The sequence below is a fragment of the Burkholderia sp. FERM BP-3421 genome (assembly GCF_028657905.1).
Taxonomy (GTDB): domain Bacteria; phylum Pseudomonadota; class Gammaproteobacteria; order Burkholderiales; family Burkholderiaceae; genus Burkholderia.
In genome coordinates, this window is the sequence record NZ_CP117782.1 from 3519648 (window position 1) to 3542833 (window position 23186).

The 23186-nt window shown below is 64.8% G+C and carries 21 protein-coding genes; 5 read left to right on the forward strand and 16 right to left on the reverse strand.

Annotated elements, in window-relative coordinates:
* Positions 1 to 31: 31 nt before the first annotated feature.
* The 5 genes from Bsp3421_RS32080 to Bsp3421_RS32100 all read right to left on the reverse strand — a co-directional run bounded on the left by Bsp3421_RS32080 (position 32) and on the right by Bsp3421_RS32100 (position 6876).
* Positions 32 to 586, reverse strand: coding sequence for a hypothetical protein (locus Bsp3421_RS32080; protein ID WP_274000965.1), 555 nt, complete (start codon positions 584 to 586; stop codon positions 32 to 34).
* Positions 573 to 3143 carry a peptidase M23 gene (locus tag Bsp3421_RS32085; RefSeq protein WP_274000966.1) on the reverse strand — a complete coding sequence of 857 codons (2571 nt, stop codon included), beginning with the start codon at positions 3141 to 3143 and terminating at the stop codon, positions 573 to 575. The genes Bsp3421_RS32080 and Bsp3421_RS32085 overlap by 14 nt, the downstream gene beginning before the upstream one ends.
* A 26-nt stretch (positions 3144 to 3169) precedes the next feature.
* Positions 3170 to 5260 (reverse strand): type VI secretion system Vgr family protein, encoded by a 2091-nt coding sequence (locus Bsp3421_RS32090; protein WP_274000968.1) that lies wholly within the window; start codon positions 5258 to 5260, stop codon positions 3170 to 3172.
* A gap of 270 nt (positions 5261 to 5530) precedes the next feature.
* On the reverse strand, positions 5531 to 6049 hold the full coding sequence (locus Bsp3421_RS32095) for a tyrosine-type recombinase/integrase (RefSeq protein WP_274000969.1): 519 nt from the start codon (positions 6047 to 6049) through the stop codon (positions 5531 to 5533).
* Positions 6046 to 6876, reverse strand: coding sequence for a tyrosine-type recombinase/integrase (locus Bsp3421_RS32100; protein ID WP_274000971.1), 831 nt, complete (start codon positions 6874 to 6876; stop codon positions 6046 to 6048). The genes Bsp3421_RS32095 and Bsp3421_RS32100 overlap by 4 nt, the downstream gene beginning before the upstream one ends.
* A gap of 222 nt (positions 6877 to 7098) precedes the next feature.
* On the opposite strand from Bsp3421_RS32100, the gene Bsp3421_RS32105 reads away from it, so the two are divergent.
* Positions 7099 to 8319: an ISL3 family transposase gene (locus Bsp3421_RS32105; RefSeq protein ID WP_273998400.1), complete on the forward strand. Its 1221-nt coding sequence runs from the start codon at positions 7099 to 7101 to the stop codon at positions 8317 to 8319.
* Positions 8320 to 8386: 67 nt separating this feature from the next.
* Here the strand turns inward: Bsp3421_RS32105 and ychF are convergent, their stop codons facing one another.
* The 3 genes from ychF to Bsp3421_RS32120 all read right to left on the reverse strand — a co-directional run bounded on the left by ychF (position 8387) and on the right by Bsp3421_RS32120 (position 10463).
* Positions 8387 to 9481, reverse strand: coding sequence for a redox-regulated ATPase YchF (gene ychF, locus Bsp3421_RS32110; RefSeq protein WP_274000972.1), 1095 nt, complete (start codon positions 9479 to 9481; stop codon positions 8387 to 8389).
* Between the two features lie 360 nt (positions 9482 to 9841).
* The gene (locus Bsp3421_RS32115; RefSeq protein ID WP_274000973.1) at positions 9842 to 10207 is read right to left on the reverse strand and encodes a hypothetical protein; all 366 of its coding nucleotides are present in this window, start codon (positions 10205 to 10207) and stop codon (positions 9842 to 9844) included.
* 133 nt (positions 10208 to 10340) lie between these two features.
* Positions 10341 to 10463: a hypothetical protein gene (locus Bsp3421_RS32120; protein ID WP_274000975.1), complete on the reverse strand. Its 123-nt coding sequence runs from the start codon at positions 10461 to 10463 to the stop codon at positions 10341 to 10343.
* Positions 10464 to 10695: 232 nt separating this feature from the next.
* On the opposite strand from Bsp3421_RS32120, the gene Bsp3421_RS32125 reads away from it, so the two are divergent.
* The 4 genes from Bsp3421_RS32125 to Bsp3421_RS32140 all read left to right on the forward strand — a co-directional run bounded on the left by Bsp3421_RS32125 (position 10696) and on the right by Bsp3421_RS32140 (position 15329).
* Positions 10696 to 11877, forward strand: coding sequence for a UbiH/UbiF family hydroxylase (locus tag Bsp3421_RS32125; protein WP_274000977.1), 1182 nt, complete (start codon positions 10696 to 10698; stop codon positions 11875 to 11877).
* Positions 11878 to 11973: 96 nt separating this feature from the next.
* On the forward strand, positions 11974 to 12702 hold the full coding sequence (locus Bsp3421_RS32130) for a DsbC family protein (protein ID WP_274000979.1): 729 nt from the start codon (positions 11974 to 11976) through the stop codon (positions 12700 to 12702).
* A gap of 93 nt (positions 12703 to 12795) precedes the next feature.
* Positions 12796 to 14598, forward strand: coding sequence for a M61 family metallopeptidase (locus Bsp3421_RS32135; RefSeq protein WP_274000980.1), 1803 nt, complete (start codon positions 12796 to 12798; stop codon positions 14596 to 14598).
* A 134-nt stretch (positions 14599 to 14732) separates the two neighbouring features.
* Positions 14733 to 15329 carry an FMN-dependent NADH-azoreductase gene (locus Bsp3421_RS32140; RefSeq protein ID WP_274000982.1) on the forward strand — a complete coding sequence of 199 codons (597 nt, stop codon included), beginning with the start codon at positions 14733 to 14735 and terminating at the stop codon, positions 15327 to 15329.
* A gap of 646 nt (positions 15330 to 15975) precedes the next feature.
* On the opposite strand, the gene Bsp3421_RS32145 is transcribed toward Bsp3421_RS32140, so the two are convergent.
* The 8 genes from Bsp3421_RS32145 to rpe all read right to left on the reverse strand — a co-directional run bounded on the left by Bsp3421_RS32145 (position 15976) and on the right by rpe (position 23130).
* The gene (locus tag Bsp3421_RS32145) at positions 15976 to 16743 is read right to left on the reverse strand and encodes a uracil-DNA glycosylase (protein ID WP_274004432.1); all 768 of its coding nucleotides are present in this window, start codon (positions 16741 to 16743) and stop codon (positions 15976 to 15978) included.
* Positions 16744 to 16785: 42 nt separating this feature from the next.
* On the reverse strand, positions 16786 to 17409 hold the full coding sequence (locus Bsp3421_RS32150; protein WP_274000983.1) for a CYTH domain-containing protein: 624 nt from the start codon (positions 17407 to 17409) through the stop codon (positions 16786 to 16788).
* 10 nt (positions 17410 to 17419) lie between these two features.
* On the reverse strand, positions 17420 to 18205 hold the full coding sequence (trpC, locus tag Bsp3421_RS32155) for an indole-3-glycerol phosphate synthase TrpC (RefSeq protein ID WP_274000984.1): 786 nt from the start codon (positions 18203 to 18205) through the stop codon (positions 17420 to 17422).
* Positions 18206 to 18247: 42 nt separating this feature from the next.
* Positions 18248 to 19279 (reverse strand): anthranilate phosphoribosyltransferase, encoded by a 1032-nt coding sequence (gene trpD, locus Bsp3421_RS32160; protein ID WP_274000985.1) that lies wholly within the window; start codon positions 19277 to 19279, stop codon positions 18248 to 18250.
* A 13-nt stretch (positions 19280 to 19292) separates the two neighbouring features.
* Positions 19293 to 19880 carry an aminodeoxychorismate/anthranilate synthase component II gene (locus tag Bsp3421_RS32165; RefSeq protein WP_274000987.1) on the reverse strand — a complete coding sequence of 196 codons (588 nt, stop codon included), beginning with the start codon at positions 19878 to 19880 and terminating at the stop codon, positions 19293 to 19295.
* Between the two features lie 13 nt (positions 19881 to 19893).
* Positions 19894 to 21387: an anthranilate synthase component I gene (gene trpE, locus Bsp3421_RS32170; RefSeq protein WP_274000989.1), complete on the reverse strand. Its 1494-nt coding sequence runs from the start codon at positions 21385 to 21387 to the stop codon at positions 19894 to 19896.
* A gap of 346 nt (positions 21388 to 21733) precedes the next feature.
* Positions 21734 to 22450, reverse strand: a complete 717-nt coding sequence (locus Bsp3421_RS32175; RefSeq protein ID WP_274000990.1) for a phosphoglycolate phosphatase — start codon at positions 22448 to 22450, stop codon at positions 21734 to 21736.
* Positions 22447 to 23130 (reverse strand): ribulose-phosphate 3-epimerase, encoded by a 684-nt coding sequence (gene rpe / locus Bsp3421_RS32180; protein ID WP_274000991.1) that lies wholly within the window; start codon positions 23128 to 23130, stop codon positions 22447 to 22449. The genes Bsp3421_RS32175 and rpe overlap by 4 nt, the downstream gene beginning before the upstream one ends.
* Positions 23131 to 23186: the final 56 nt, after the last annotated feature.

Here is a 23186-nt window from a genome sequence, read left to right on the forward strand (position 1 = left end):
GCGATAGTGTGTAGCGGGTCTCCGGCGCCAGCTATCTCGGTTGCGCTTCGACATTCATTTCCACCGCTTTTAGAATTTCATGGAAAGCGGCAATGTCTTGATCATAGAAGGTCGTGCACTGGGACACTCGCACATAAATACTGCGAATCTCTCGGGAGGCAGATCCGCAAACGAGTGAAAAGCCAGGGTTTTCTTTTGGGGAATAATAATCGATGTCTTCACCCTTTACACTCCACCCCTTTACCGTGAGCAGTTTGGCCGCTGCGACATTTAGTGGCTTGCGTCCTTTGATTAGATCTGCGTGTGGCAAAGAGTTTGCGGCCGCTTGTGCCGTACCGTCGTTGTCACCGTTGAGTGATGAAAAGTCATCCTTGCTTTTAGCGGTGACTACCGTGACCTCCAGATATTCGAACGGGGTTGGTTGGGAGGCTTTGCTAACAAAAATCGTTCGACTTAGGTTTGGCCTCGTGAGGCAGGTGGCAAGTGTGTAGTTGGCATTTCCAATATCCTTAATGCATAGCTCGCTTGCGTAAGCGCTTGGCATAAGAAAGAGCGTCGATATTAATAGATGTCTACTGATCTTCACGAATATTATTCCAGATGATGTTGAAAGCGCTATGGCGCTCAGCATTGTGCAAAGGGATGCCGGAAGGATTTCCTCTATTAATCATCGATCCAACTCGAGTTATTGCTTCGGGTTGATCGCCCTGATCAGCATATCGATTTACCTTTTCGCGAGACCAGTAGAATCCCGACGCATCGCATGCATTGTAGTCATCCGTCGCAAGGAGTGCGCTGTTTGGGCCTGTCGTGAAGTTGCTTCCTCGATAATCTTGGTAGCTTTTATAGTTGCGTCTACCAGTAATTTGCAGAAATCCTCGTCCATGAAATCTGTTTCCGTCGCCAGTCATACCACCATTAGCAGCATTTGCCGCGCCGTTATCCATACCTGCCGCTTTTTGCGCGATCTGCCCTGGGCGAGTAGCTACGTAGTTCGGTCTATTGATGGTTGGCTTTGGATTTGGACCGGGGTTTGGTAGTTCTGTCGGACGTCGTCCGGATGGAAGATTGCGCTCTCTTGATACAGCCGTATCGTAATCTTGCCCAGCCTCTTCCGGTGTAATTGCCTCGTACATGGTCCGAAAGTACCGTTCATTTCCGAGCTCTTCCCGATATTGCCACCAACCAGTCTCGACCCCAACTTGTGCCAGAAAATGCGCCACACGTAAATAAGATCCTGATACAGAATATTTGGATAACATCCGATTCATCTGTATTCGTAGCGCATTTGCTCTTTGCTTTCCAGTTGCAGGTGCAGGCGATAATATGCTCAGTAACTCCGGTTCGCTAAACCATGCACATTTTCTAAAAATCTCAATAAAGCGCAATGGATGAAAGTGACAATGCATCTTGTCTAAGGCTAGGTCTTCCTTTGCAGCATCCTCCCAAAATGCAAGCGCCGCATGGTGGCGCTTGAACTTTTCATAGGCGTCAGGTGAAAGACAAATGCTGGTCAGTACGTTGGCGGGAATGTCGGTCGGGTCGTCTCCTTTGATCCAGCCCCAGCGCTTATCGAAGTCGTCGCGTGACCACTCGGTAGGTAAGTTGACCACGCAGTAGCTAAGGCGCTTACGCATCGTTCCAGAGTGGATCTTGGCATAGGCTCGCGTGAGGCGATCTTTGTATTGCAAGGCTGCATCGAATACCTTGGCGGCGGTATGCACGACCTCGCCAAGCACGCCCGGCAAGCCCGGTGCGGGATTGGGGGTTGGTGCCATTGGCTCGATCAGGTCGAGTAACTGTTTCGAGTCGCAGCGGCCGTTGTCATCTATGTCGTCGTCGATGAAGGTCCACCCTAACCAATGGGGAAAGTCGGCGTCGCTATACACCTTGACACCAGCTATGTTGAGATCGACGAACGCCTCCGCGCCTCCCTGGGTAACGATTTTGCGGAGGTGTGGCAGACGGCCGCCTTGCATATCAGTTGCGGCGGGCTCGTCGGGACCGAGGACGCGCCCAAAGCGCAGCATTTCATACCCGGCGCTTGGGCAACCTGGGTAGGTTTCGATTGCAGCCTTGTACAGGTTGTAGCTGCCATCTGCTTCCGTACACCGGCCAATCACGGTTCCATGGCGGTCGCGGGTAGTCAGGGTGATCGTTCCACGCTCTTCGCTCAAGGTGACGATAAGTTCGGCCGGTGTTCGTCCAGCGATAGTGGCTTGCCAGAGGCGCCAATCTTCGATGGTGAGATCCGAGGGGGGCATAGTGGCAGCGGCGCCGAACTGTGCTGGCACGCGTATGATGCGCTGGCTGACTGTACTTCCCGCCGTCACCGTTGACCACCAGTTGGCCGCCTTAGCGGGCGTGCCGTTGAGTTGACGAATGCGAGCTGGCGTGGTGTGGAAGCGCTGGGCGACCGAGTTAAGAGTATCGTTGATACCCCCTATGCCCGGACTGGAAGTACGTACCACGTAGGTCTTCGTTTCGATGCGGGGATCTTGGGCGTAGAAAGGAGTGCTGGCAGGCAAAACAATATGTATATCGCCCCACACGCTAGTCCGCCTACCTTGCTGAGCTGTCAGTTTGCCGGCGCTGCGCCCCATCAGGGCTTCCACGTTCCCTTTGTCTGCGATGATCTCGAAGTGGACGCGGTTGGGATTACCGTAGATGGCTCCTGCCTTGCCGATGGGGTCCTTGCGATAGACCTTGTCGCCCTTTTTCAGCGGCGTTTCGGTACCTGGCTTATTGGCTACGATATGTAGATGCTGATAGATGGAGTAAAAGGTCACTCGCACACCTTCACCGATCTCAGTTTCGTGCTTGAGAATCATGACGCCATTGCTGGTCCAACCTTTGTAGTACAGCAAAGGGTGGGCAGCTTTTATTTCGTCGCTGACGCTGTTGAGCGGCATCGGGTCGCTGTGTCGTGCAAACACCACCTGACCATCCGCGATGGCACGGACAGGCTCAGGTTTATTTGGTCCACCAGGAGCTACCAGGTGTACACCACCATGCCAGCCGAACTGATGACTGACAGGAAAGGCACCCTTACCGCTTTTCTCGCCCAGATTGAAGGTGCCATCATCGATTGCGTCCGTTTCTTGGAGATTGGCGTTTTGAAGGAAAGGGAAACTGATGATCATCGAAATCGCTCCTCAAGACAGGTCGGCTACTCGGAAAGCGGAAGACTGCTTGGGTCAAAGGGAAGACTAGGCATCGGTTGGCTATCCAGCGACAGTACATGGCTGCCCCCGCCAGCTTGTTGTGTCATCGGGCCTTTCAGGATGATGGCGATGCCATCCAGCGTGATGCCGCCGTCGTGCAGGGTGATCGTGCCTCCAGGACCGCGCAAACGTAGAATTTCTCCCGCCTGCAACTCGATGACGCGCGAACGCTGGCGAATGGCCTGGCCAGCCTGCAGCTCGGAGTAGCCCTCAACGGTGTGTTCCTGGTGCCCGCCGATGCTCACCCAGTGGTTGGCCACGGTCTTGTCGCGGCGGTTATTGCCGACCTCTTCGGTGCGGTCCTTGCCGGTGTGGAGGGTGTGGTTGCGGCCGACGGTAAGGAAGTCGTCCTGACCGATGTCGTGCCGGCGGTCCTGGCCGATGCTGACCTGCTCATCGTTGCCCACGGTCTCCTTGCGGTCGTGGCCGATGGCGATGGTCTCGTCGTGCTCGACCTGCTCGCTGCGGTCGTGGCCAACGAAGGTGGTTTCGTCGTGGTTGACGTGGATGTTCTGGTCTTTCTGCGCGTGGACGTAGATCTCCTCCTGATCCTTCTCGTCCTCGAAGCGCAGCTCGTTGTAACCCTCGCCCTTGTGGGTCTTGCTCTTGAGGGTCATCCGCGTCTTGTGACGGGGCAATTCATAGGGAGGCAGTTGTAAGCGGTTGTATACCCGCCCGGTGATCACGGGCTGGTCGGGGTCCCCTTCATAGTGAGACACGATGACCTCCTGCCCGATGCGCGGGATGGCCATGTGCCCCCAGGTGGCGCCGGCGATGTTCTGCGAGACGCGGATCCAGCAAGAGCTGTATTCGTCGTGCTTGCCCAGGCGGTCCCACGGGAACTGCACCTTCACCCGGCCGTACTCGTCGGTGTAAATCTCCTCGTTCGGCGGGCCGACCACCACTGCGTTTTGCGGGCCGTCGATGCGCGGCTTGGGCAGCGGCTCGGCGCGCCACTCGGCGTCGTCCGGTACCAACTCGGCCTCATAGTGGTAGTGGGTGCCGGTCTGCGCCTCGGCGTTCTCTTCGGCCTGGCTGGTGTGCTGCTTGCCGCGGTGGACGATGCTGACCGGACGCCAGCCGCGGTTCATGTCCTCGCGCGGGTGGCCGGCAAGAGTGAAGGAGACACCTGGCTGCAGGCGCGGGTCGTCGCCTTCGACCAGGGCGATGCGCGCATCGCGGCGGTGGCCGCGCAGGCGGTTCTCGGCGAAGGGCTTGCCGGCCTCGTCGAACTTGGCGCGGGCGGGGTAGTCGTAGCGCTCGTAGCGGCGGCCCTGATGCTCGAGGTCGACGCCGTCACGGCTGTGCTGGTGACTGTAGCGGGGATGGTGGAAGGTGTAGTCGCGCTGGGTCTGGCGCGCGGTGCGCACGTTCTCGGTATAGGCGAAGCGGCGCAGCGCGGGCTGCGGCTGGTCGCCGCCGGGCGTGGGATTGTACTGCACCGGTTCGTCGCCCACGCGGCCGTGGATGAACAGGCGGTCGCTGTGGACGAGCTGGTGGCCCTCGGCGCTGTGGCGGAAGGAATAGAAAAAGCCTTCCTCGCGCATGATGCGTTCGATGAAGTGGTAGTCGGTGTCGCCGGCCTGCACGCAGTACTCGCGGGCCTGGTGCTCGGTGGTGTTGCGCTGCTCGTAGTCCTGGGTGAGACCGTGAGCCTTGAGAACGGCTTCGGTGATTTGCGGGACGGTGAGGCCCTGGAAGATGCGCCAGTCGGAGCTGAGCTTCAGGCGAGCGAGGCGCGGCTCGACCACGGCGGAGTAGCGCGTGCGCCGGAAACCGGTGTCGCCCTGAACGAAGGAGGACACGGCGCCGTGAATGCAGCGCACCGGGGTATCGCCATGCCAGATGGTCAGACGAGCGGGGCGGTCGAGTATCTGGCCGAAGTCGACCGTGGGGTTGGCGCAGGTCAGTTCGACTGCGAGGTGGAAGGTCTCGGACAGCGCTTCGTGGCACTCGAACTCGACGACCTCGAAGACGTCGCGTGTCTCGCTGCCGACAAGGTCGAAGGCGAAGCGCAGATCGGATTGGGTAGGCATGACGTGCTCCCTGCAACGACAGACCTTTTCCGCCCACTTTGGGCGCACAGTCCGCCTGTGAACACGCGTCCGTGGAAAATGATGGATTGCAATGGACGCGCATGGATTCCCCCTCAATCCTGCACATGCGCCCACCTCCTGGATGTGAGACGAGTCCTATTTTGCTGGGGGGCAATCTGATGAATTGAAATACTTCGGCGACAGGCCAGTGCGACGGCCTCTCACGACCAATGCAGGCCTTAACCACAAGCTTGCGCGCCCAAACTTCAGCTAGCGTCTCTTGCTGGATCGTGTCTTCGTTGGGCGGCACGTGCATTCTTTGCGACTGCATCCCCGAAACAGCGAATGACATAACTCAGGCCTTTCGGCCTGAGTCGCAGTGCCACTCTGCATTATGCAATTCTCAAGATGTCGAGGTGCTTTCTGCCTCTTCGAGATAGCTGGCCCATTCTTGAAGCAAGGTCCTCCTCTCGTCCACAGCAGGGCCCTGTTGTAGGTGGCACGTACCTTGTTGTCTTCGACGTGGGCGAGTTGACGCTCGATGGCGTCAGGGCGGTAGCCGTTCTCGTTGGCCCAGGTCGAGAATGTTGTGCGCCAGCAATGTGGTGTCGCCCTGGGCCCCAGGTTCATGTCGCGCATGGCATAGGTCAGGCGATTCGGTATCGTAAAGCCCTTGCCGCTGCGATGTGGGAATAGGTAGCGCCCGGCTCCCGAAATCTGCCTGATCTGGCGCAGCACCTCGATGGCTGAGTCCGAGAGTGGGCAGACATGGTCACGTTTCGCCTTCATCTTGGCGGCAGGGCGACGCCATAGCTTGTCCTCGTAGTCTCGAATTCATCCCATTCGGCATCGGCTGCTTCGCCGGGGCGGCAGGCTGTCAGGGCGATCAGCTTTAGGCACAGGCATGTTTCCGGATAGCCACGATAGCTCTGTAGCTTGTGATAGAAGGACTGGATTTGCTCACGAGTCGTGACGGCCTTGCTCTGGTTGATGGGGGCGGGCAGCAGCCCACACAACCCAGGAATCGGATTGCTTTCTGCCAGGCCACGGACCACTGCAAACTCGAAGAGCGCCGACAGGTCGCCTTTCACATGAATGCCTGCCCATGCGCCATGCGCCTTGCACGCTTCCAGAATGGGGCGAATACGATTCGGGCCGATCTCATCCATGCGCAAACCGTTCAGCTTGGGGGCCAGGTACTTCCGGATGCGGGACTCTTTGGTGCGGTATGAGCTTGCGGCAAAGACAGGCTTGATATCTGCGAGGTAGGCCGCGGTCACCTTGGCGAAGGTGCCATCCTGTTCGCGTTTACGAGCCTCGGCTTCCTCAACATTGCGCCGCTTGACACTCTGGCGCTCATGGGAGGGGTGAATGCCTTGCCTGATTAGCGAGCGCGCAGTGTGGCGTGCTTTCCTCGCCTGGGCAAGGCTGACCTTGGGGAAAGCGCCGATGGCGAAGAGATTTTCCTTCCCATCGAGCCGGTACTTCCAGCGCCAGAGCTTCCCGCCGGATGGCTTGACCAGTAGAAACAGGCCTCCCCCATCTGAAAGCTTATAGGCACGCTCGGCCGGTTTGGCAGATTTGATCTTGAGGTCGGTAAGCCGATTCTCGGGCATCTCTCGTCTCCCGAGTGGGGGTAAAAGTACCCCCACTCTTGAACTCAGATACCCCCAGAAGTACCCCCAGCTTTTCTGGACTTCAGCAAACAATAGGAGCTATCAGTGGACCCTATTGTTTGTTTTAACCCCGTGATTTAAAAGGTTCATCGCGGGAAACCGTGGAAGCTTTGGGTGCAGTTGGTAATCTGACGCCAGTGGAAACGGGCGTTGGAGGCCAAATTGCTGGATCGCAAAGCACTACAGGCATTGGGATGCTGGACGGGCTACCGGGTTGAGCGAGTGGAATGGCCGTCGGAGGCAAGCCGAACCCTGTCGCTGTATCTCAAGCCGGTCAGCAAAGTGATGGTCTGCGAGCAATGCGGCAAACGGTGCCAGCAGATTCACGAGACGACCGTTCGGCGGGTGCGGGATCTGCCCTTATTTGAATACCGGGTGGTGCTCCATGTGCCGCGCCGACGAGTCTGGTGCGACCACTGCGGCGGCCCTCGGTTGGAGAGGCTGGATTGGCTGGGGCGTTACCAACGGGTCACTGCCCGCTTTGCCAAGGCCTGCGAGATCTTGCTGAAGTCCGCCAGCGTACAGGCTGTTGCTGCGTTCTATGGTCTGAATTGGCACACTGTCAAATCGATCGACAAAGCCAGTTTGCAAGCCAGCATTGTTGAGCCGGATTGGGAACAGGTGCGGTATCTGGCCATGGACGAGTTTGCGCTCCACAAGGGCCATCGCTATGCCACCGTGGTTGTTGAGCCGATCAGCCGGCAAGTGCTATGGATCGGCCAGGGCCGCTCACGCGAAACCGCCCGAGCCTTCTTCGAGCAGCTTCCCGAAGGCGTTGCCGAGCGCATCGAGGCGGTCGCCATCGATATGACGACCGCCTATGAGCTGGAAATCAAGGCGAACTGCCCGCAGGCGGAAGTCGTCTATGACTTGTTCCACGTGGTGGCCAAGTACGGACGTGAAGTCATTGACCGGGTACGAGTCGATCAGGCCAATCAGCTTCGGCATGACCGTCCTGCGCGCAAAGTACTGAAGTCGAGCCGCTGGCTGCTGCTGCGCAATCGCCAGAACTTGCGGGCAGATCAGGCGGTACATCTGAATGAACTGCTGGAAGCCAACCAGCCGTTGCTGTGCGTCTATCTGCTACGCGATGAACTCAAGCGACTCTGGTTCTACCAGAGACCCGCCTGGGCTCAGAAGGCATGGGGACAATGGATCAGGCAGGCTCAGCAGAGCGGCATTACGCCGCTCAAACTGTTCGCTGAACGCCTGCAAAGCTACTGGCACGGCATTCTGGCTCGCTGCAAACACCCGCTCAATACCAGCGTCGTCGAAGGCATCAACAACACCATCAAGGTCATCAAGCGTCGGGCCTACGGCTACCGGGATGAGGAATACTTCTTCCTCAAGATCCGCGCTGCCTTCCCCGGTAATCCGCGATGAACCATTTAAAAGGGGTTTGTTGTCCGTGGAGCGCTTTCAAGCTCCGCTGAACTCTAGCCAAAGGCCGTCAGACGTTGAACAAGAAGTTCATCACGTCGCCGTCGTGCACGACATACTCCTTGCCTTCGGCGCGCATCTTGCCGGCTTCCTTCGCACCCTGCTCGCCCTTGAACGCGACGTAGTCGTCGAACGAGATCGTCTGGGCGCGGATGAAGCCGCGCTCGAAGTCGGTGTGGATCACGCCGGCCGCCTGCGGCGCGGTGTCGCCGACGTGGATCGTCCACGCGCGCACTTCCTTCACGCCCGCGGTGAAGTAGGTCTGCAGGCCGAGCAGCTTGAAGCCTGCGCGGATCACGCGGTCGAGGCCCGGCTCGTTCATGCCCATGTCGGCGAGGAACGCTTCCTTGTCCGCGTCGTCGAGGTCGGCGATCTCGGCCTCGATCGCCGCGCACACCGCGACCACGGGCGCGTTCTCGCTTTCCGCGTACTTGCGCACCGCGTCGAGATGGGGATTGTTCTCGAACCCGTCGTCCTTCACGTTCGCGACGTACATCGCCGGCTTCGCGGTGATCAGGCAGAACGGCTTGAGCAGCGCCTGCTCGTCGTCGGACAGCGCGAGGCCGCGGGCCGCCTTGCCCTGGTCGAGTTGCGCGCGGACCTTCTCGAGCACCGCGGCGAGTTTCGCCGCTTCCTTGTCGTTGCCCGACTTCGCGGCCTTCGAGTAACGCGTGAGCGCCTTCTCGACGGTGCCGAGGTCGGCGAGCGCGAGTTCGGTGTTGATCACCTCGATGTCGTCGATCGGGCTCACCTTGCCGGCGACGTGAATGACGTTCTCGTCCTCGAAGCAGCGCACGACGTGCGTGATCGCGTCGGTTTCGCGGATGTTCGCGAGGAACTGGTTGCCGAGGCCTTCACCCTTGCTCGCGCCCGCGACGAGGCCCGCGATGTCGACGAATTCGACCACCGCCGGCACGACGCGCTCGGGCTTGACGATCTCGGAGAGCGCCTTCAGGCGCGTATCCGGCACTTCGACGATGCCGACGTTCGGCTCGATCGTGCAGAACGGGTAGTTCTCGGCGGCGATGCCGGCCTTGGTCAGCGCGTTGAACAGGGTGGACTTGCCGACGTTGGGCAGGCCGACGATGCCGCATTTGAGGCTCATGGGAAACCTTTCTCAATCAGTGGGTGGCCGCGGGCGCATGACGGGTGCCGCCGACGGGGGCGGACCGCGGAGACAAGCCGCAGCGTGGATCCGGACGCGAGGCGGGCGGCGCGCGGCGGGCATCGGCCCGGGGCGCGCGCAGGTCCTGCACTCGAAAACGGCAATTGTAACGCGTTCGAGGGGGCGAATCGGCGGCCGCGCGCCGGCTTGGCCGCGTGGGATGGGCACCCCGGTGCACGGTGAGAGGCGTGCGCCGCGGGGTCGAGCGCCCGAGCGGCGATCCTGACGGCGGAGGGGGCGGGACGTTCCAGGGCAGTTGGCGGGGCGGGGAGCTCCGGGGTATGCGGGGACCGGACTGCCTCAATCCGCGCCGCGCCGGTCGGCGAGCGCCGCCTGGCAGTCGTCGAGCACCAGCGCGACGAGCCGGGCGTCGAGGTTCAGGTCGTCGGTATCGATGATTTCCTCGACCGCGTCGCGCGCCCAGGCGGCGTCGACGAACTCGGCATGCTTGTGGGCGATGTCGAGCGCGACCGCGGCGAGCTTGGCGAGGGTCAGCCAGTCGGCTTCCCGCAGATGGCGGTCGAGCCACTTGTGCGCGGCCTGGACCTGGAAGCCGGCGGCGGGCCAGGTCTCGTTCAGGTAGTAGGCGCCGAGATTGCCGATCGTGAGCCAGCACAGCAGCTCGATGCGATCACGTTGGCTGAGGTTCGGGTGGACATCGCTCATGGCCATGCTCACGACAGAGGTTGGGAAGCGCGCTCCGGCAGCGGCCGCGCGGCTCCGACACTAAAACGATAGCACGCCGTGAACGACCTCATGCACCCGGGACAACTACCATGCCGCCGTGCGGCGTCCGGGCTCAGTACCGGTAGTAGTTGTCGCGATGGTGGTAATAGCCGCCGCCTTCCGGCACCACGATGCACCCGCCCAGCACGCTGCCCAGCACGATCGCCAGCGCAGCGAGGACCGCAATCCGTTTCATGGGGATCTCCCGTCGTTTGATGCGCTCAATGTAGCGACGGCCCCGATGACAAGCGGTGTGCGTTTGTAAGGAAAAGTGTGGCGTGTAATGCGCGTCCGAGCGCCGCCGGGCGGCCGCGTCCGGCGCGGTTACCGTTGCAACCGCCGCGTAGGAGAGGATGCGCCGCGACCCGCGGGTTCCCCTGATTTTCCGCAAACGCGCGGGCCGGAAAGGCCCGGAACGCCCGGCTATAATGCCCGCCATGACTGCCCATCACCAGAATTTCGACGTCGCCGTGGTCGGCGGCGGGCTCGTCGGCAAGACGGCCGCGCTCGCGTTGACCCAGGCCGGCTACAAGACCGCGCTGCTCGCGCAGCACGCGACGCCCCGTCCGGCGGATCTCGCGTTCGATTCCCGCATCTACGCCCTGTCGGCCAGCTCGCAGGCGCTGCTGGAGCGGTTGCGCGTCTGGCAGGCGCTCGATCACGTGCGGCTCGCGCCGGTGCACGACATGCGCGTCTACGGCGATGCGCAGGCCGAACTGCATTTTTCCGCGTTCCAGGCGTCGGTGCCGCAGCTCGCGTGGATCGGCGAGTCGACGCTCGTCGAGACCGCGCTCGACGCCGCGCTGCGCTTCCAGCCGAATCTCACCTGGCTCGATACGCGCGCGCAGGGCTTCGACGTGAAACCGGGCGGCGCCTCGCTCGCACTCGCGAACGGCAACGTGATCGAGGCCGATCTGGTGGTCGGCGCGGACGGCGCGCATTCGTGGGTCCGGGCGCAGATCGGCTCGAAGGTCGAGCGTCGTGATTATCGGCAGACCGGGGTGGTCGCCAATTTCAAGGCGTCGCTGCCGCACCGCGAGACCGCCTACCAGTGGTTCCGCGACGGCGAGATCATCGCGCTGCTGCCGCTGCCCGACGGCCACGTGTCGCTCGTCTGGTCCGCGCAGACCGCGCACGCGGATGCGTTGCTCGCGCTGGAGCCGGCCCAGCTCGCGGCCGAGGTCGAGCGCGTCACGCATCGCCAGCTCGGCGCGCTCGAGTGCGTGACGCCCGCGCAGGGCTTCCCGCTCGCGCTGCAGACGGTCGACCGGCTGATCGCGCCGCGCGTCGCACTGGTCGGCGACGCCGCGCACCTGATCCATCCGCTCGCCGGCCAGGGCATGAACCTCGGGCTGCGCGACGTCGCCGCGCTGGCCGATGCCATCGCCGGCAAGGAAGCGTTCCGCGATCTCGGCGACACTGTGCTCCTGCGTCGCTACGAGCGCGCGCGCCGCGAGGACATCCGTGCGCTGATGCTCGCGACCGACGGCCTGCAGCGGCTGTTCTCGCTGCCCGGCACGCTCGCGCGGGTGGCGCGCAACACCGGCATGGCGCTCGTCGGCGCGCAGCCGCTCGTCAAGCGCTGGCTCGTCGCCTCGGCGCTCGGCTGAGCGCCGGGCGAACCTTCGGCGCCGCCTTCGGTCGGACACTGTCTGGCCGTCGTCGTACACTGTGGCGGTATCCCGATCGATCCGAAGGAAATTTGCATGAAAAAAACGATTCGTATCGCCGCGCTGGTGCTGGCGGTTGCTTCGGCAACCCTCGGCTGCACCGCGCAGGCCGATCAGACGACCGACAAGCTCAAGGCGACACTGCAGGCGCGCCTCGGCAGCGAGGCTCAGATCAAGAGCGTGGCGAAGGCGCCCGTCGCCGGCCTCTACGAAGTGAACCTCGGTTCGCAGATCGTCTATAGCGACGCGACGGGCGACTACATGCTGCTCGGCGACCTCGTCGACACCAAGTCCCGCAAGAACCTGACCGAAGCGCGCCTGTCGGAGATCAACAAGATCGATTTCGCGAGCCTGCCGCTCGCGAACGCGATCAAGGTCGTCAAGGGCAACGGCGCGCGCAAGATCGCGGTGTTCTCCGATCCGAACTGCCCGTACTGCAAGAAGCTCGAAACGACCCTCAAATCGGTCGACAACGTGACGGTCTACACGTTCCTGTACCCGGTGCTGTCGCCCGACTCGACGGTGAAGTCGAAGTCGATCTGGTGCGCGACCGATCGCGTGAAGACCTGGGAAGCGTGGATGCTCGACCATCGCGCGCCGAGCGGCGCGGCCGCCTGCGACACCAGCGCGCTCGAGAAGAACCTCGCGCTCGGCCGCGGCATGAACGTGGTCGGCACGCCGACGATCTTCCTCGCGGACGGCACCCGCCTGCCGGGCGCGGTCTCCGCCGACCAGCTGAACCAGGCGCTGTCCACCGTGAAGTGACGCGGGGCCCCGCGCCCGCGTCGCCGCAGAGGCGCTGGCGATTCGCCAGCGCCTTTTTCGCATCCGATCCGTTTTCCCCGACCGATTTCCAAGATGAAGCCGATTCGCTACACGATCGTTCCGAAAGATCCCGCCGCCCACCTGTTCGAGGTCACGCTCACCGTCGACGCGCCGGATCCGGCCGGCCAGCGGTTCACGTTGCCCGTGTGGATTCCGGGCAGCTACATGGTGCGCGAGTTCGCGCGCAACATCGTGACCCTGCGCGCGTTCAACGACGCCGGCCGCAAGGTCGCGATCGCGAAGACCGACAAGCGGACCTGGCTCGCCGCGCCGGTGCAGGGCGCGCTCACGCTGCGCTATGACGTGTACGCGTGGGATCTGTCGGTGCGCGCCGCGCATCTCGACGACACCGGCGGCTTCTTCAACGGCACCAGCGTGTTCCTCGCGGTCGCCGGGCGCGAGGACGCGCCGTGCAGCGTCGAGATCGTGCGTCCGGCCGGCGATGCCGGCCGCCGCTGGCGCGTCGCGACGGCGTTGACGGAGGCGCGCGGCACGAAGCGCCACGGCTTCGGCGTCTACCGCGCGGACAACTACGACGAGCTGATCGATCATCCGGTGACGCTCGGCGAATTCGCGCTCGCGAGCTTCGAGGCTCACGGTGTGCCGCACGACGTGGTGATCGCGGGACGCGTGGCGGCGCTCGATATCGAGCGCCTCGCGGTCGACCTGAAGCGGGTGTGCGAGGCGCAGATCGCGCTGTTCGAGCCGAAGTCGCGGCGCGCTCCGATGGCGCGCTACGTGTTCATGACGCAGGCCGTCAGCGACGGCTACGGCGGCCTCGAGCACCGCGCGTCGACCGCGCTGATCTGCAACCGCGCCGACCTGCCGGTGAAGGGGCGGCCCGAGACGAGCGAGGGCTACCGCACCTATCTCGGCCTGTGCAGCCACGAGTATTTCCACACGTGGAACGTGAAGCGGATCAAGCCGGCGGCGTTCGCCCCGTATGACCTGTCGACCGAGAACTACACCTCGCTGCTGTGGCTGTTCGAGGGCTTCACGTCGTACTACGACGACCTGATGCTGATGCGCGCGGGGCTGATCACGCAGGCCGAGTATTTCTCGCTGCTGGGCCGCACGATCGGCGGCGTGCGGCGCGGCGCGGGGCGGCTCAAGCAGAGCGTCGCGGAAAGCTCGTTCGATACGTGGATCAAGTACTACCGGCAGGACGAGAACGCGACCAACGCGATCGTCAGCTATTACACGAAGGGCTCGCTCGTCGCGCTCGCGTTCGATCTCGCGATTCGCGCGCAGACCCGCAACCGCAAGTCGCTCGACGACGTGATGCGGCTCCTGTGGCAGCGCTACGGCCGCGACTTCTATCACGGCAAGCCGCGCGGCGTGGGTGAGGACGAGGTCGAGGCGCTGATCGCGGAAGCGACCGGCGTGACGCTCGGCCGGCTCTACGCCGACGCGGTCGAGGGCACGCGCGACTTGCCGCTCGATACGCTGTTCGCGCCGTTCGGCGTGACGCTCGCGGCCGACACCGGCGGAGGCGGCGACGCCGGGCCCAAGCCGACCCTGGGCGCGCGCATGCGCGGCGGCGCGGACTGTACGCTGGCGGCCGTCTACGAGGGCGGTGCGGCGCACCGCGCGGGCTTGTCGGCCGGCGACGTGCTGGTTGCGCTCGAGGGCCTGAGGATAACGGGGTCGAATCTCGATGCGCTGCTCGCGCGCTTCCGGCCGGGCGACAAGGTGGAACTGCACGCCTTCCGCCGCGACGAACTGCGCACGGTGCGGCTCAAGCTGGACGGGCCGGAAATCCTGCGCTGCCGGCTCAGCACGCAGGACAAGCCCGCGGCGCAGCGGACGGCCCGGGAGGCCTGGCTGGGCGCATGACCGGCCGCCCGGCAGCGGTGGATTGTTCTGCTGGTGCAACAATCCGTCGTTGCCGGGATGCTTTTTCCGGAAGGGGGGCGTGCGCACAATGGCGTCACTCGCGCTGATACGGCGCAACCCCAACGGAGCCCGACATGACGACCATCCTGCAAATCAATTCCGCCGCCCGCTCGCAAGGCGCGCAATCCACGCTGCTTGCCGACGAATTGACGGCCAAGCTGCAACAATCGAATCCCGGCGCCACGGTGACGGTGCGCAACCTGCTGGCCGATGCGCTGCCGCATCTCGACGACGCGGTGCTCGGCGCGTTCTTCACACCGGTGGACCAGCGCAGCCCGGAACAGAGCGCGATCGTCGCGAAGAGCGACGCACTGATCGACGAACTGCGCGCGGCCGACGTGATCGTGATCGGCGCGCCGCTGTACAACTTCGGCGTGTCGTCGCAGCTGAAGACCTATTTCGACTGGATCGCGCGCGCCGGCGTGACGTTCCGCTACACGGCGAACGGTCCGGAAGGGCTGATCACGGGCAAGAAGGTGCACGTGGTGTCGGCGCGCGGCGGCAAGTACGCGGGCACGCCGAACGATACCCAGACGCCGTTCCTGAAGACCTTCCTCGGCTTCGTCGGCATGACCGACGTGAGCTTCATCTACGCGGAAGGCCTGAATCTCGGGCCGGAATCGGCAAGCGCCTCGTTGGCCGGCGCGCGCGAGGCGATCGCCGCGCTCTGAGGCGTGGCTTGCGGATAGCACCGCGCCAATGACGACAAACGCGGCGTACCGGAAGGTGCGCGGCGTTTGTCGTTTTGGCCGCGCCGGCTGGACAGTCCGGCGCTTGCACGGCGAACCCGCGCGCTTCAGGCGAGCGTCGCGGCTCGGTCTGACGGTCTCCGGTCGCTCGATTTGCAGCCCGGCGTGGCTTGCGGATCGCCTCGCGCCTATGAAAAACGCCGCGCACCTTCCGGTGCGCGGCGTTTTTGTTTCATGCGCGCAACCGGACGCGGGCGCTTGCGCGGCGAACCGCGCCGCTTCAGGCGGGCGTCGCGGCTCGGTCCGGCGGTCGCTGGTCGCTCGGTTTGTGACCCGGCGTGGCTTGCGGATCGTCTCGCGCCAACGAAAAAACGCCGCGTACCAAAAGGTGCGCGGCGTTTTAGTTTCGAGCGCGCAACCGGATGCGGGCGCTTGCGCGGCGAACCGCGCTGCTTCAGGCGGGCGTCGCGGTTCGGTCCGGCGGTTGCTGGTCGCTCGGTTTGTGACCGGGCGTGCCTTGCGGATCGTCTCGCGCCAACGAAAAAACGCCGCGTACCAAAAGGTGCGCGGCGTTTTAGTTTCATGCGCGCAACCGGACGCGGGCGCTTGCGCGGCGAACCGCGCTGCTTCAGGCGAGCGTCGCCGCCTGATCCGGCAGCCGCCAGTCGATCAGCGCGCGGCCCTGCGCGCCCAGATAGTCGTTCGCGAGCGCGAAGTGGCGGCAGCCCAGGAAGCCGCGATGCGCGGACAGCGGCGACGGATGCGGCGCCTCGAGCACGCAATGCGCGTGCGGATCGAACAGCGCGCGCTTGGCCTGGGCATGCGCGCCCCACAGCATGAACACGAGCCCGCGATGACGCCGCGCGAGTTCGCGGATCAGTGTGTCGGTGCACGGCTCCCAGCCGCGCTTCGCGTGGCTCGCCGCGGCGGCCTTCTCGACCGTCAGCACGGTGTTGAGCAGCAGCACGCCCTGGCGCGCCCAGGTGTCGAGGCAACCGTGGTGCGGCGCTTCATGGCCGCAGTTCGCGGCGATTTCCTTGAAGATGTTGCGCAGCGACGGCGGCGGCCGCACCCCGGGCGGTACCGAGAACGCCAGCCCGTGCGCCTGCGGCGTGCCGCGGTCGTCGCCGTGGTACGGATCCTGGCCGAGGATCACGACCTTCACGTCGTCGGGGCTCGTGAGCCGCAGCGCGCGGAACACGTCGTCCGGATAGATCGTCTTGCCGGCGGCGCGTTCGTGGTCCACGAAGCGGCACAGCGGCGCGTAGGCTTCGCTGTCGATGAAGGGCGCGAGCAGCGCGTGCCATGCGGGCGGCAGCGCGTCGAACTGGGCGGCGAGCGACGCGGCCGTCGGCGTGGCGGCGGCGGGCGAATCGAAGAGCGACGGTTGTTGCATCGGATCGGGAACGGAACTGTGAGTCATGCGGAGCGCGCCGCGTCAGGCGCGCAGCTGGTAGCCGCGCTGCGCCTTGCTCTGGTTGTCGGGCGCGAGACCGGGCAGGGCGGCGGCGAGTTCGGCGGCGAGCGCGCGCAGCGCCGCCGTGTCGCCGTCGAGGAGTTCCAGCTCGATTTCGCAGATCGGCGCGCGGCGGGTGTCGCCGTCGACCTGCGCGGTGATCTCGCCGAGGTCGAGCGCGGCCTCGATGCGCGCGAGCGGCGTGTCGAGCTGCCACAAGGTGCGCGAGAAATCGGTGCGGAACAGCGCGATCAGCGTGGGCGCGGCGGTGCGCAGCGCGGTCGCGGCGGCCGGCACGTCGCACGCGGCGAGCAGCGTGTCGATCTCCAACTGGTCGCGCGCGACCGGCATTTCCCATTCATGCCGCCGGTGCAGCCCGTGCTCGGCTTCGCCGACCGTCTTGTAGGTCTGCAGCCAGCCTTGCGGCGCGAGCCGCAGGCGCACCGCGCTCTTGGCGCGGGCGAGCGCGAGATCGGGCGTGTCGAAGTACAGATTGGACAGCGTGATGTCGCGGCCCGGCGTTCCCGCGCGCGCGTCGAGCCAGCGTCGCGCCGCGTCGATCAGCCCCGACGGGAGCGCGAGCTTGATTTCCTGTTCGATGGCCATCGCGCGCCGCTCAGAAGAACATCCGCGCGAGTTCCTCGCCCGGCTGCTCGGCGCGCATGAACGCCTCGCCGACGAGGAAGGTGCGGACCCGGGCCGCCAGCATCCGCTCGACGTCCGCGCGCGACAGGATGCCGGACTCGGTCACGACGATGCGGTCGGCGGGAATCATGTCGAGCATGTCGAGCGTCGTGTCGATCGTGGTCTCGAAGGTGCGCAGGTTGCGGTTGTTGATGCCGAGGAGCGGCGTCTTCAGCGTGAGCGCCTCGGCCAGCTCGGCGCGGTCGTGCACTTCCACCAGCACCGCGAGCCCGAGCGAGTGCGCGTAGGCTTCGAGATCCTGCATGGTCGGCGTGTCGAGCGCGGCGGCGATCAGCAGGATCGCGTCGGCGCCCATCGCGCGCGCTTCGAGGATCTGGTACGGATCGACGATGAAGTCCTTGCGCAGCACCGGCAGGTCGCAGGCGGCGCGCGCTTCTTCGAGATAGCGCGCGCTGCCCTGGAAGAACTGCTCGTCGGTCAGCACCGACAGGCAGGCCGCACCGTGCGTCGCGTAGGAGCGGGCGATGTCGGCCGGCGCGAAGTGCTCGCGCAGCACGCCTTTCGACGGGCTGGCCTTCTTCACTTCGGCGATCACGGCGGGGTGTCCCGCCGCGTGCTTGGCGCGCAGCGCGCCGACGAAATCGCGGTGCGTGCGCGCCGACGCTTCGAGCTTCAGCGCTTCGAGCGGCGTGCTGCGCAGCGCGGCGGCGATTTCTTCGCGCTTGACGGCGATGATTCGGTCGAGGATGTCGCTCATGGGAGTCTCGTGCGTAAATCCGGTTCGAAGAAGGGCGCGCGTTCAGCGCGCGAGCTGCTGCGTGAAGCGCACCAGCTCGTCGACTTTCGCGCGGGCCCGGCCGCTCGCGATCGCTTCGCGCGCGAGCTGGATGCCGTCCGCGATCGACGCCGCGACGTTGGCCGCATAGAGCGCGGTGCCGGCGTTGAGCGTGACGATCTCGCGCGCGACGCCGGGCTTGTTGCCGAGCGCTTCGAGCAGCATGGTACGCGATTCGTCCGCGTTCTCGACCTTGAGGGTCCGGTTCGACACCATTTGCAGGCCGAAGTCCTCGGGATGGATCTCGTATTCGTGCACCAGGCCGTCGCGCAGCTCGCCCACGAGCGTGGCCGCGCCGAGCGACACCTCGTCCATCCCGTCCTTGCCGTAGACGACCAGCACGTGCTGCGCGCCGAGCCGCTGCATCACGCGCACCTGGATCCCGACCAGGTCCGGGTGGAACACGCCCATCAGCTGATTGGGCGCGCCGGCGGGGTTGGTCAGCGGGCCGAGGATGTTGAAGATCGTGCGCACGCCGAGCTCGCGGCGCACCGCGGCGATGTTCTTCATCGCGGGGTGGTGGTTCGGCGCGAACATGAAGCCCATGCCGGTCTCGGCGATCGAGGCCGCCACCTGGTCCGGCTGCAGGTCGATGTTCACGCCGAGCGCTTCCAGCACGTCGGCGCTGCCGGACTTGCTCGATACGCCGCGGTTGCCGTGCTTCGCCACTTTCGCGCCGGCGGCGGCCGATACGAACATCGTCGCCGTCGAGATGTTGAAGGTATGCGAGCCGTCGCCGCCCGTGCCGACGATGTCGACGAAGTGGGAGTTGTCGGGCACCTGCACGTGATTCGCGAATTCACGCATGACGGTGGCCGCGGCGGCGATCTCGCCGATGGTCTCTTTTTTGACGCGCAGCCCCGTGATGATCGCGGCCGCCATCACGGGCGAGAGGTCGCCGCGCATGATGAGCCGCATCAGGTGCAGCATCTCGTCGTGGAAGATCTCGCGATGCTCGATCGTGCGCTGCAGCGCTTCCTGCGGAGTGATGGACATGGGCGGGCTCCGGTTACGCGGGCAGGGTCGCGGCGCGCGCCTGCTTCAGGAAGTTCTCGAGCAGCGTGTGGCCGTGCTCGGACAGGATCGATTCCGGGTGGAACTGCACGCCCTCGATGGGCAGGGTCCGGTGGCGCACGCCCATGATCTCGCCGTCGTCGGTCCACGCGGAGATCTCGAGGCAGTCGGGCAGCGATTCGCGCTCGATCGCGAGCGAGTGATAGCGGGTGACGTCGAAGTGCGCCGGCAGGTCGGCGAACACGCCGCGGCCGTCGGTCTCGATCCGGCTCACTTTGCCGTGCATGATGGTCTTCGCTCGCACGACGCGCCCGCCGAACGCCTCGCCGATCGCCTGATGGCCGAGGCAGACGCCGAGGATCGGCTTCGTGCCGGCGAACGTGCGCAGCACGTCGAGCGTGTTGCCCGCATGCTGCGGATTGCCCGGGCCCGGCGACAGGCAGATCGCGGCGGGATCGAGGCGCGCGATCTCGTCGAGCGTGATCTCGTCATTGCGGTAGGTGCGCACGTCCTCGCCCAATTCGCCGAAGTACTGGACCAGGTTGTAGGTGAATGAATCGTAGTTGTCGATCATGAGCAGCATGGTCTGTCTCCGGTTAGAAGTCGCTGTCGAGGCCGTCCTGGACCTGCTCGGCCGCGCGCAGCACCGCACGCGCCTTGTTCTCGGTCTCCTGCCATTCGGATTCGGGCACCGAATCGGCGACGATGCCCGCCGCGGCCTGCACATACAGGTTGCCGTTGTGGATGAGACCGGTGCGGATCGCGATCGCGAGATCCATCTCGCCCGAGAACGACAGGTAGCCGACCGCGCCGCCGTACAGCCCGCGCTTGACGGGCTCGAGCGTGTCGATCAGCTCCATCGCGCGCACCTTCGGCGCGCCGGACAGCGTGCCGGCCGGGAATGTCGCGCGCAGGACGTCGTAGTTGGTCATGCCGGGCTTCAGCTTGCCCTCGACCGAGCTGACGATGTGCTGCACGTGCGAGTACTTCTCGATCACCATCTTGTCGGTGACGGACACCGAGCCGATTTCCGCGATGCGGCCGACGTCGTTGCGCGCGAGATCGATCAGCATCACGTGCTCGGCGATTTCCTTCGGGTCGTTGAGCAGCTCGGTCGCGAGTTCCGCGTCGCGCTCGGGCGTGTTGCCGCGCGGCCGGGTGCCGGCGAGCGGGCGGATCGTGACGATCTGGTCGTCGCCGCGCTGTTCCTGGCGCACCAGGATCTCGGGCGACGCGCCGACCACGTGGAAGTCGCCGAAGTTGTAGTAATACATATAGGGCGACGGATTCAGCGAGCGCAGCGCGCGGTACAGCGACAGCGGATTGTCGCGATACGGCTTGGTCAGGCGCTGGCCGACCTGGATCTGCATCAGCTCGCCCGCCGCGATGAATTCCTTCGCCTGGCGCACGGCGGCGAGGTAGTCGTCCTTCTTGAATTCGCGGTAAATCTCGGTGCGCACGCTGGCCGACGTGACGGGCGGCTGGACCGTCGTGCGCAGCCGCTGCTTGAGTTCGCGCAGGCGCTGCTTCGCCTTCGTGTAGGCCTCCGGCTGGCCCGGGTCCGCATAGATGATCAGGTAGAGCTTGCCGGCGAGATTGTCGATCACCGCGACCTCTTCCGTCAGCAGCAGCTGGATGTCCGGCAGGCCGAGATCGTCGCGCGGCGCGGTGTCGGCGAGCTTCTTCTCGATGTAGCGCACCGCGTCGTAGCCGAAGTAGCCGGCGAGGCCGCCGCAGAAGCGCGGCAGGCCGGGCCGCTGGGCGACCTTGAAGCGGGCCTGGAACGAGGCGATGAAGTCGAACGGGTCGCCGTCGTGGGTTTCGACCACCTTGCCGTCCTGCACCACTTCGGAGCGCCCGGCGCGGGTGCGCAGCAGCGTGCGGGCCGGCATGCCGATGAACGAGTAGCGCCCGAAGCGCTCACCGCCCACCACCGATTCGAGCAGGAAGGAGTTGGCGCCGCCGCGTTCCGACTGGGCGAGCTTCAGGTAGAGCGAGAGCGGCGTTTCGAGATCGGCGAGCGCCTCGGCGATCAGCGGAATGCGGTTGTAGCCCTCGTTGGCGAGCGATTGGAATTCGAGTTCAGTCATGTTCCGGTCCTGTTGGGACGAGCGGCGGGGCACGCCGGGGGATCACGTGGGACTGCGCGAGCGGCTGGAGCAGGGGGCCGAACCGGCGGTGCAGGCGACCCCCGCATCCGGACGGCGCGGCGCATCCGCGACCCGATCCGATCCGATACGGAGCGGGACGCGACTAGCCGGCAGACTGGATGGTGAGCGGGAGCGCGAACGCGCAGCGAAACAAAAAACAGGGCTGAAGACGAGCTTCAGCGTACCTCATCGAGGTTAGCGCGACCAGCGACGCCAGGGCCATGCTCCCCGGTCGATGCTGCTCAGACTCCGTTTTTTGTTCAGAAACATGCGGTGGTAGAAAAAATCAGAGGGATTGCCGGGCGGCGTTGTGCGCGGTGATTGCCCGCGCGGCGACCAGCAGTGAGTCGACTATACCATCCGAATTTATCGTTTGTATAGCGTTGCCATGGTTGTAGCCGTAGGGCACCGTGAGCGTCGCGGTGCCCGCCGCGCGGCCGGCGAGTGCATCGTTCTCCGAATCGCCGATCGCCACGGCGGCGTGCGGCGCGACGCCGAGCGCATCGCACGCGGCGAGCATCGGCAGCGGGTCGGGCTTCTTGCGGGCCACGCTGTCGCCGCCGAGCACGACGGCGAAATAGCCGTCGAGCCGGTATTGCGCGAGCAGCTCGACCGCGAAGCGGTGCGGCTTGTTGGTCACGCACGCGAGCTTCACGCCCGCGTCGCGCAGCGCGCTCAGGCCGGCCTCGACGTCCGGATAGAGGCGGGTGTGACGGCCGTTGATGCCCGCGTACGCGTCCTGGTACAGCGCGAGCGCTTCGCCGAAGCGGGCCTGCGCGTCGGCGGCCGGCAGGCGCGGCGCGAGCACCTGCCGGATCAGGCTCTCGGAGCCTTTGCCGATGTAGCGGATCACTTCGTCGCGGGTGGTCGGCCGCGCGTCGATCTGCGCGAGCATGCCGTTCAGGCCGGCCGTGAAGTCGTCGACGGTGTCGACCATCGTGCCGTCGAGATCGATCAGCGCCGCGTCGATGCGCGGCGCTGCGAACGCGGGCGCCGCGCTCATTGCGCGACGGTCGCGAGTTGCGCGCGCATCGCGTCGATCACCGCGCGGTAATCGGGCTTGCCGAAGATCGCCGAGCCCGCGACGAAGGTGTCCGCGCCCGCCGCGGCGATCTCCGCGATGTTGTCGGTCTTCACGCCGCCGTCGACCTCGAGATGGATCTCGCGGCCGGTGCGCTCGGTATAGGCGTCGATGCGCCGGCGTGCCTCGCGCAGCTTGTTGAGCGCCTCGGGGATGAACGACTGGCCGCCGAAGCCCGGGTTCACCGACATGATCAGCACGAGGTCCACGCGGTCCATCACGTGATCGAGATGGTTGAGCGGCGTGGCCGGGTTGAACACGAGGCCCGCCTTGCAGCCGTGGTCGCGGATCAGCGCGAGCGTGCGGTCGACGTGGTCCGAGCCTTCCGGGTGGAAGCTGATCAGGTTCGCCCCGGCTTTCGCGAAGTCCGGCACGATCCGGTCGACCGGGCGCACCATCAGGTGCACGTCGATCGGCACCTGGACGTGCGGGCGGATCGCCTCGCACACGAGCGGGCCGATCGTGAGATTCGGCACGTAATGGTTGTCCATCACGTCGAAGTGGATCCAGTCGGCGCCGGCGTCGACCACGTTGCGGACTTCTTCGCCGAGCCGGGCGAAGTCGGCCGACAGGATGCTGGGAGCGATACGGAATTGCGTCATGACCTTGGGGCGGGGAACATTGCGGGGCAAAACCCGCATTCTACCGCCGGGGCGCG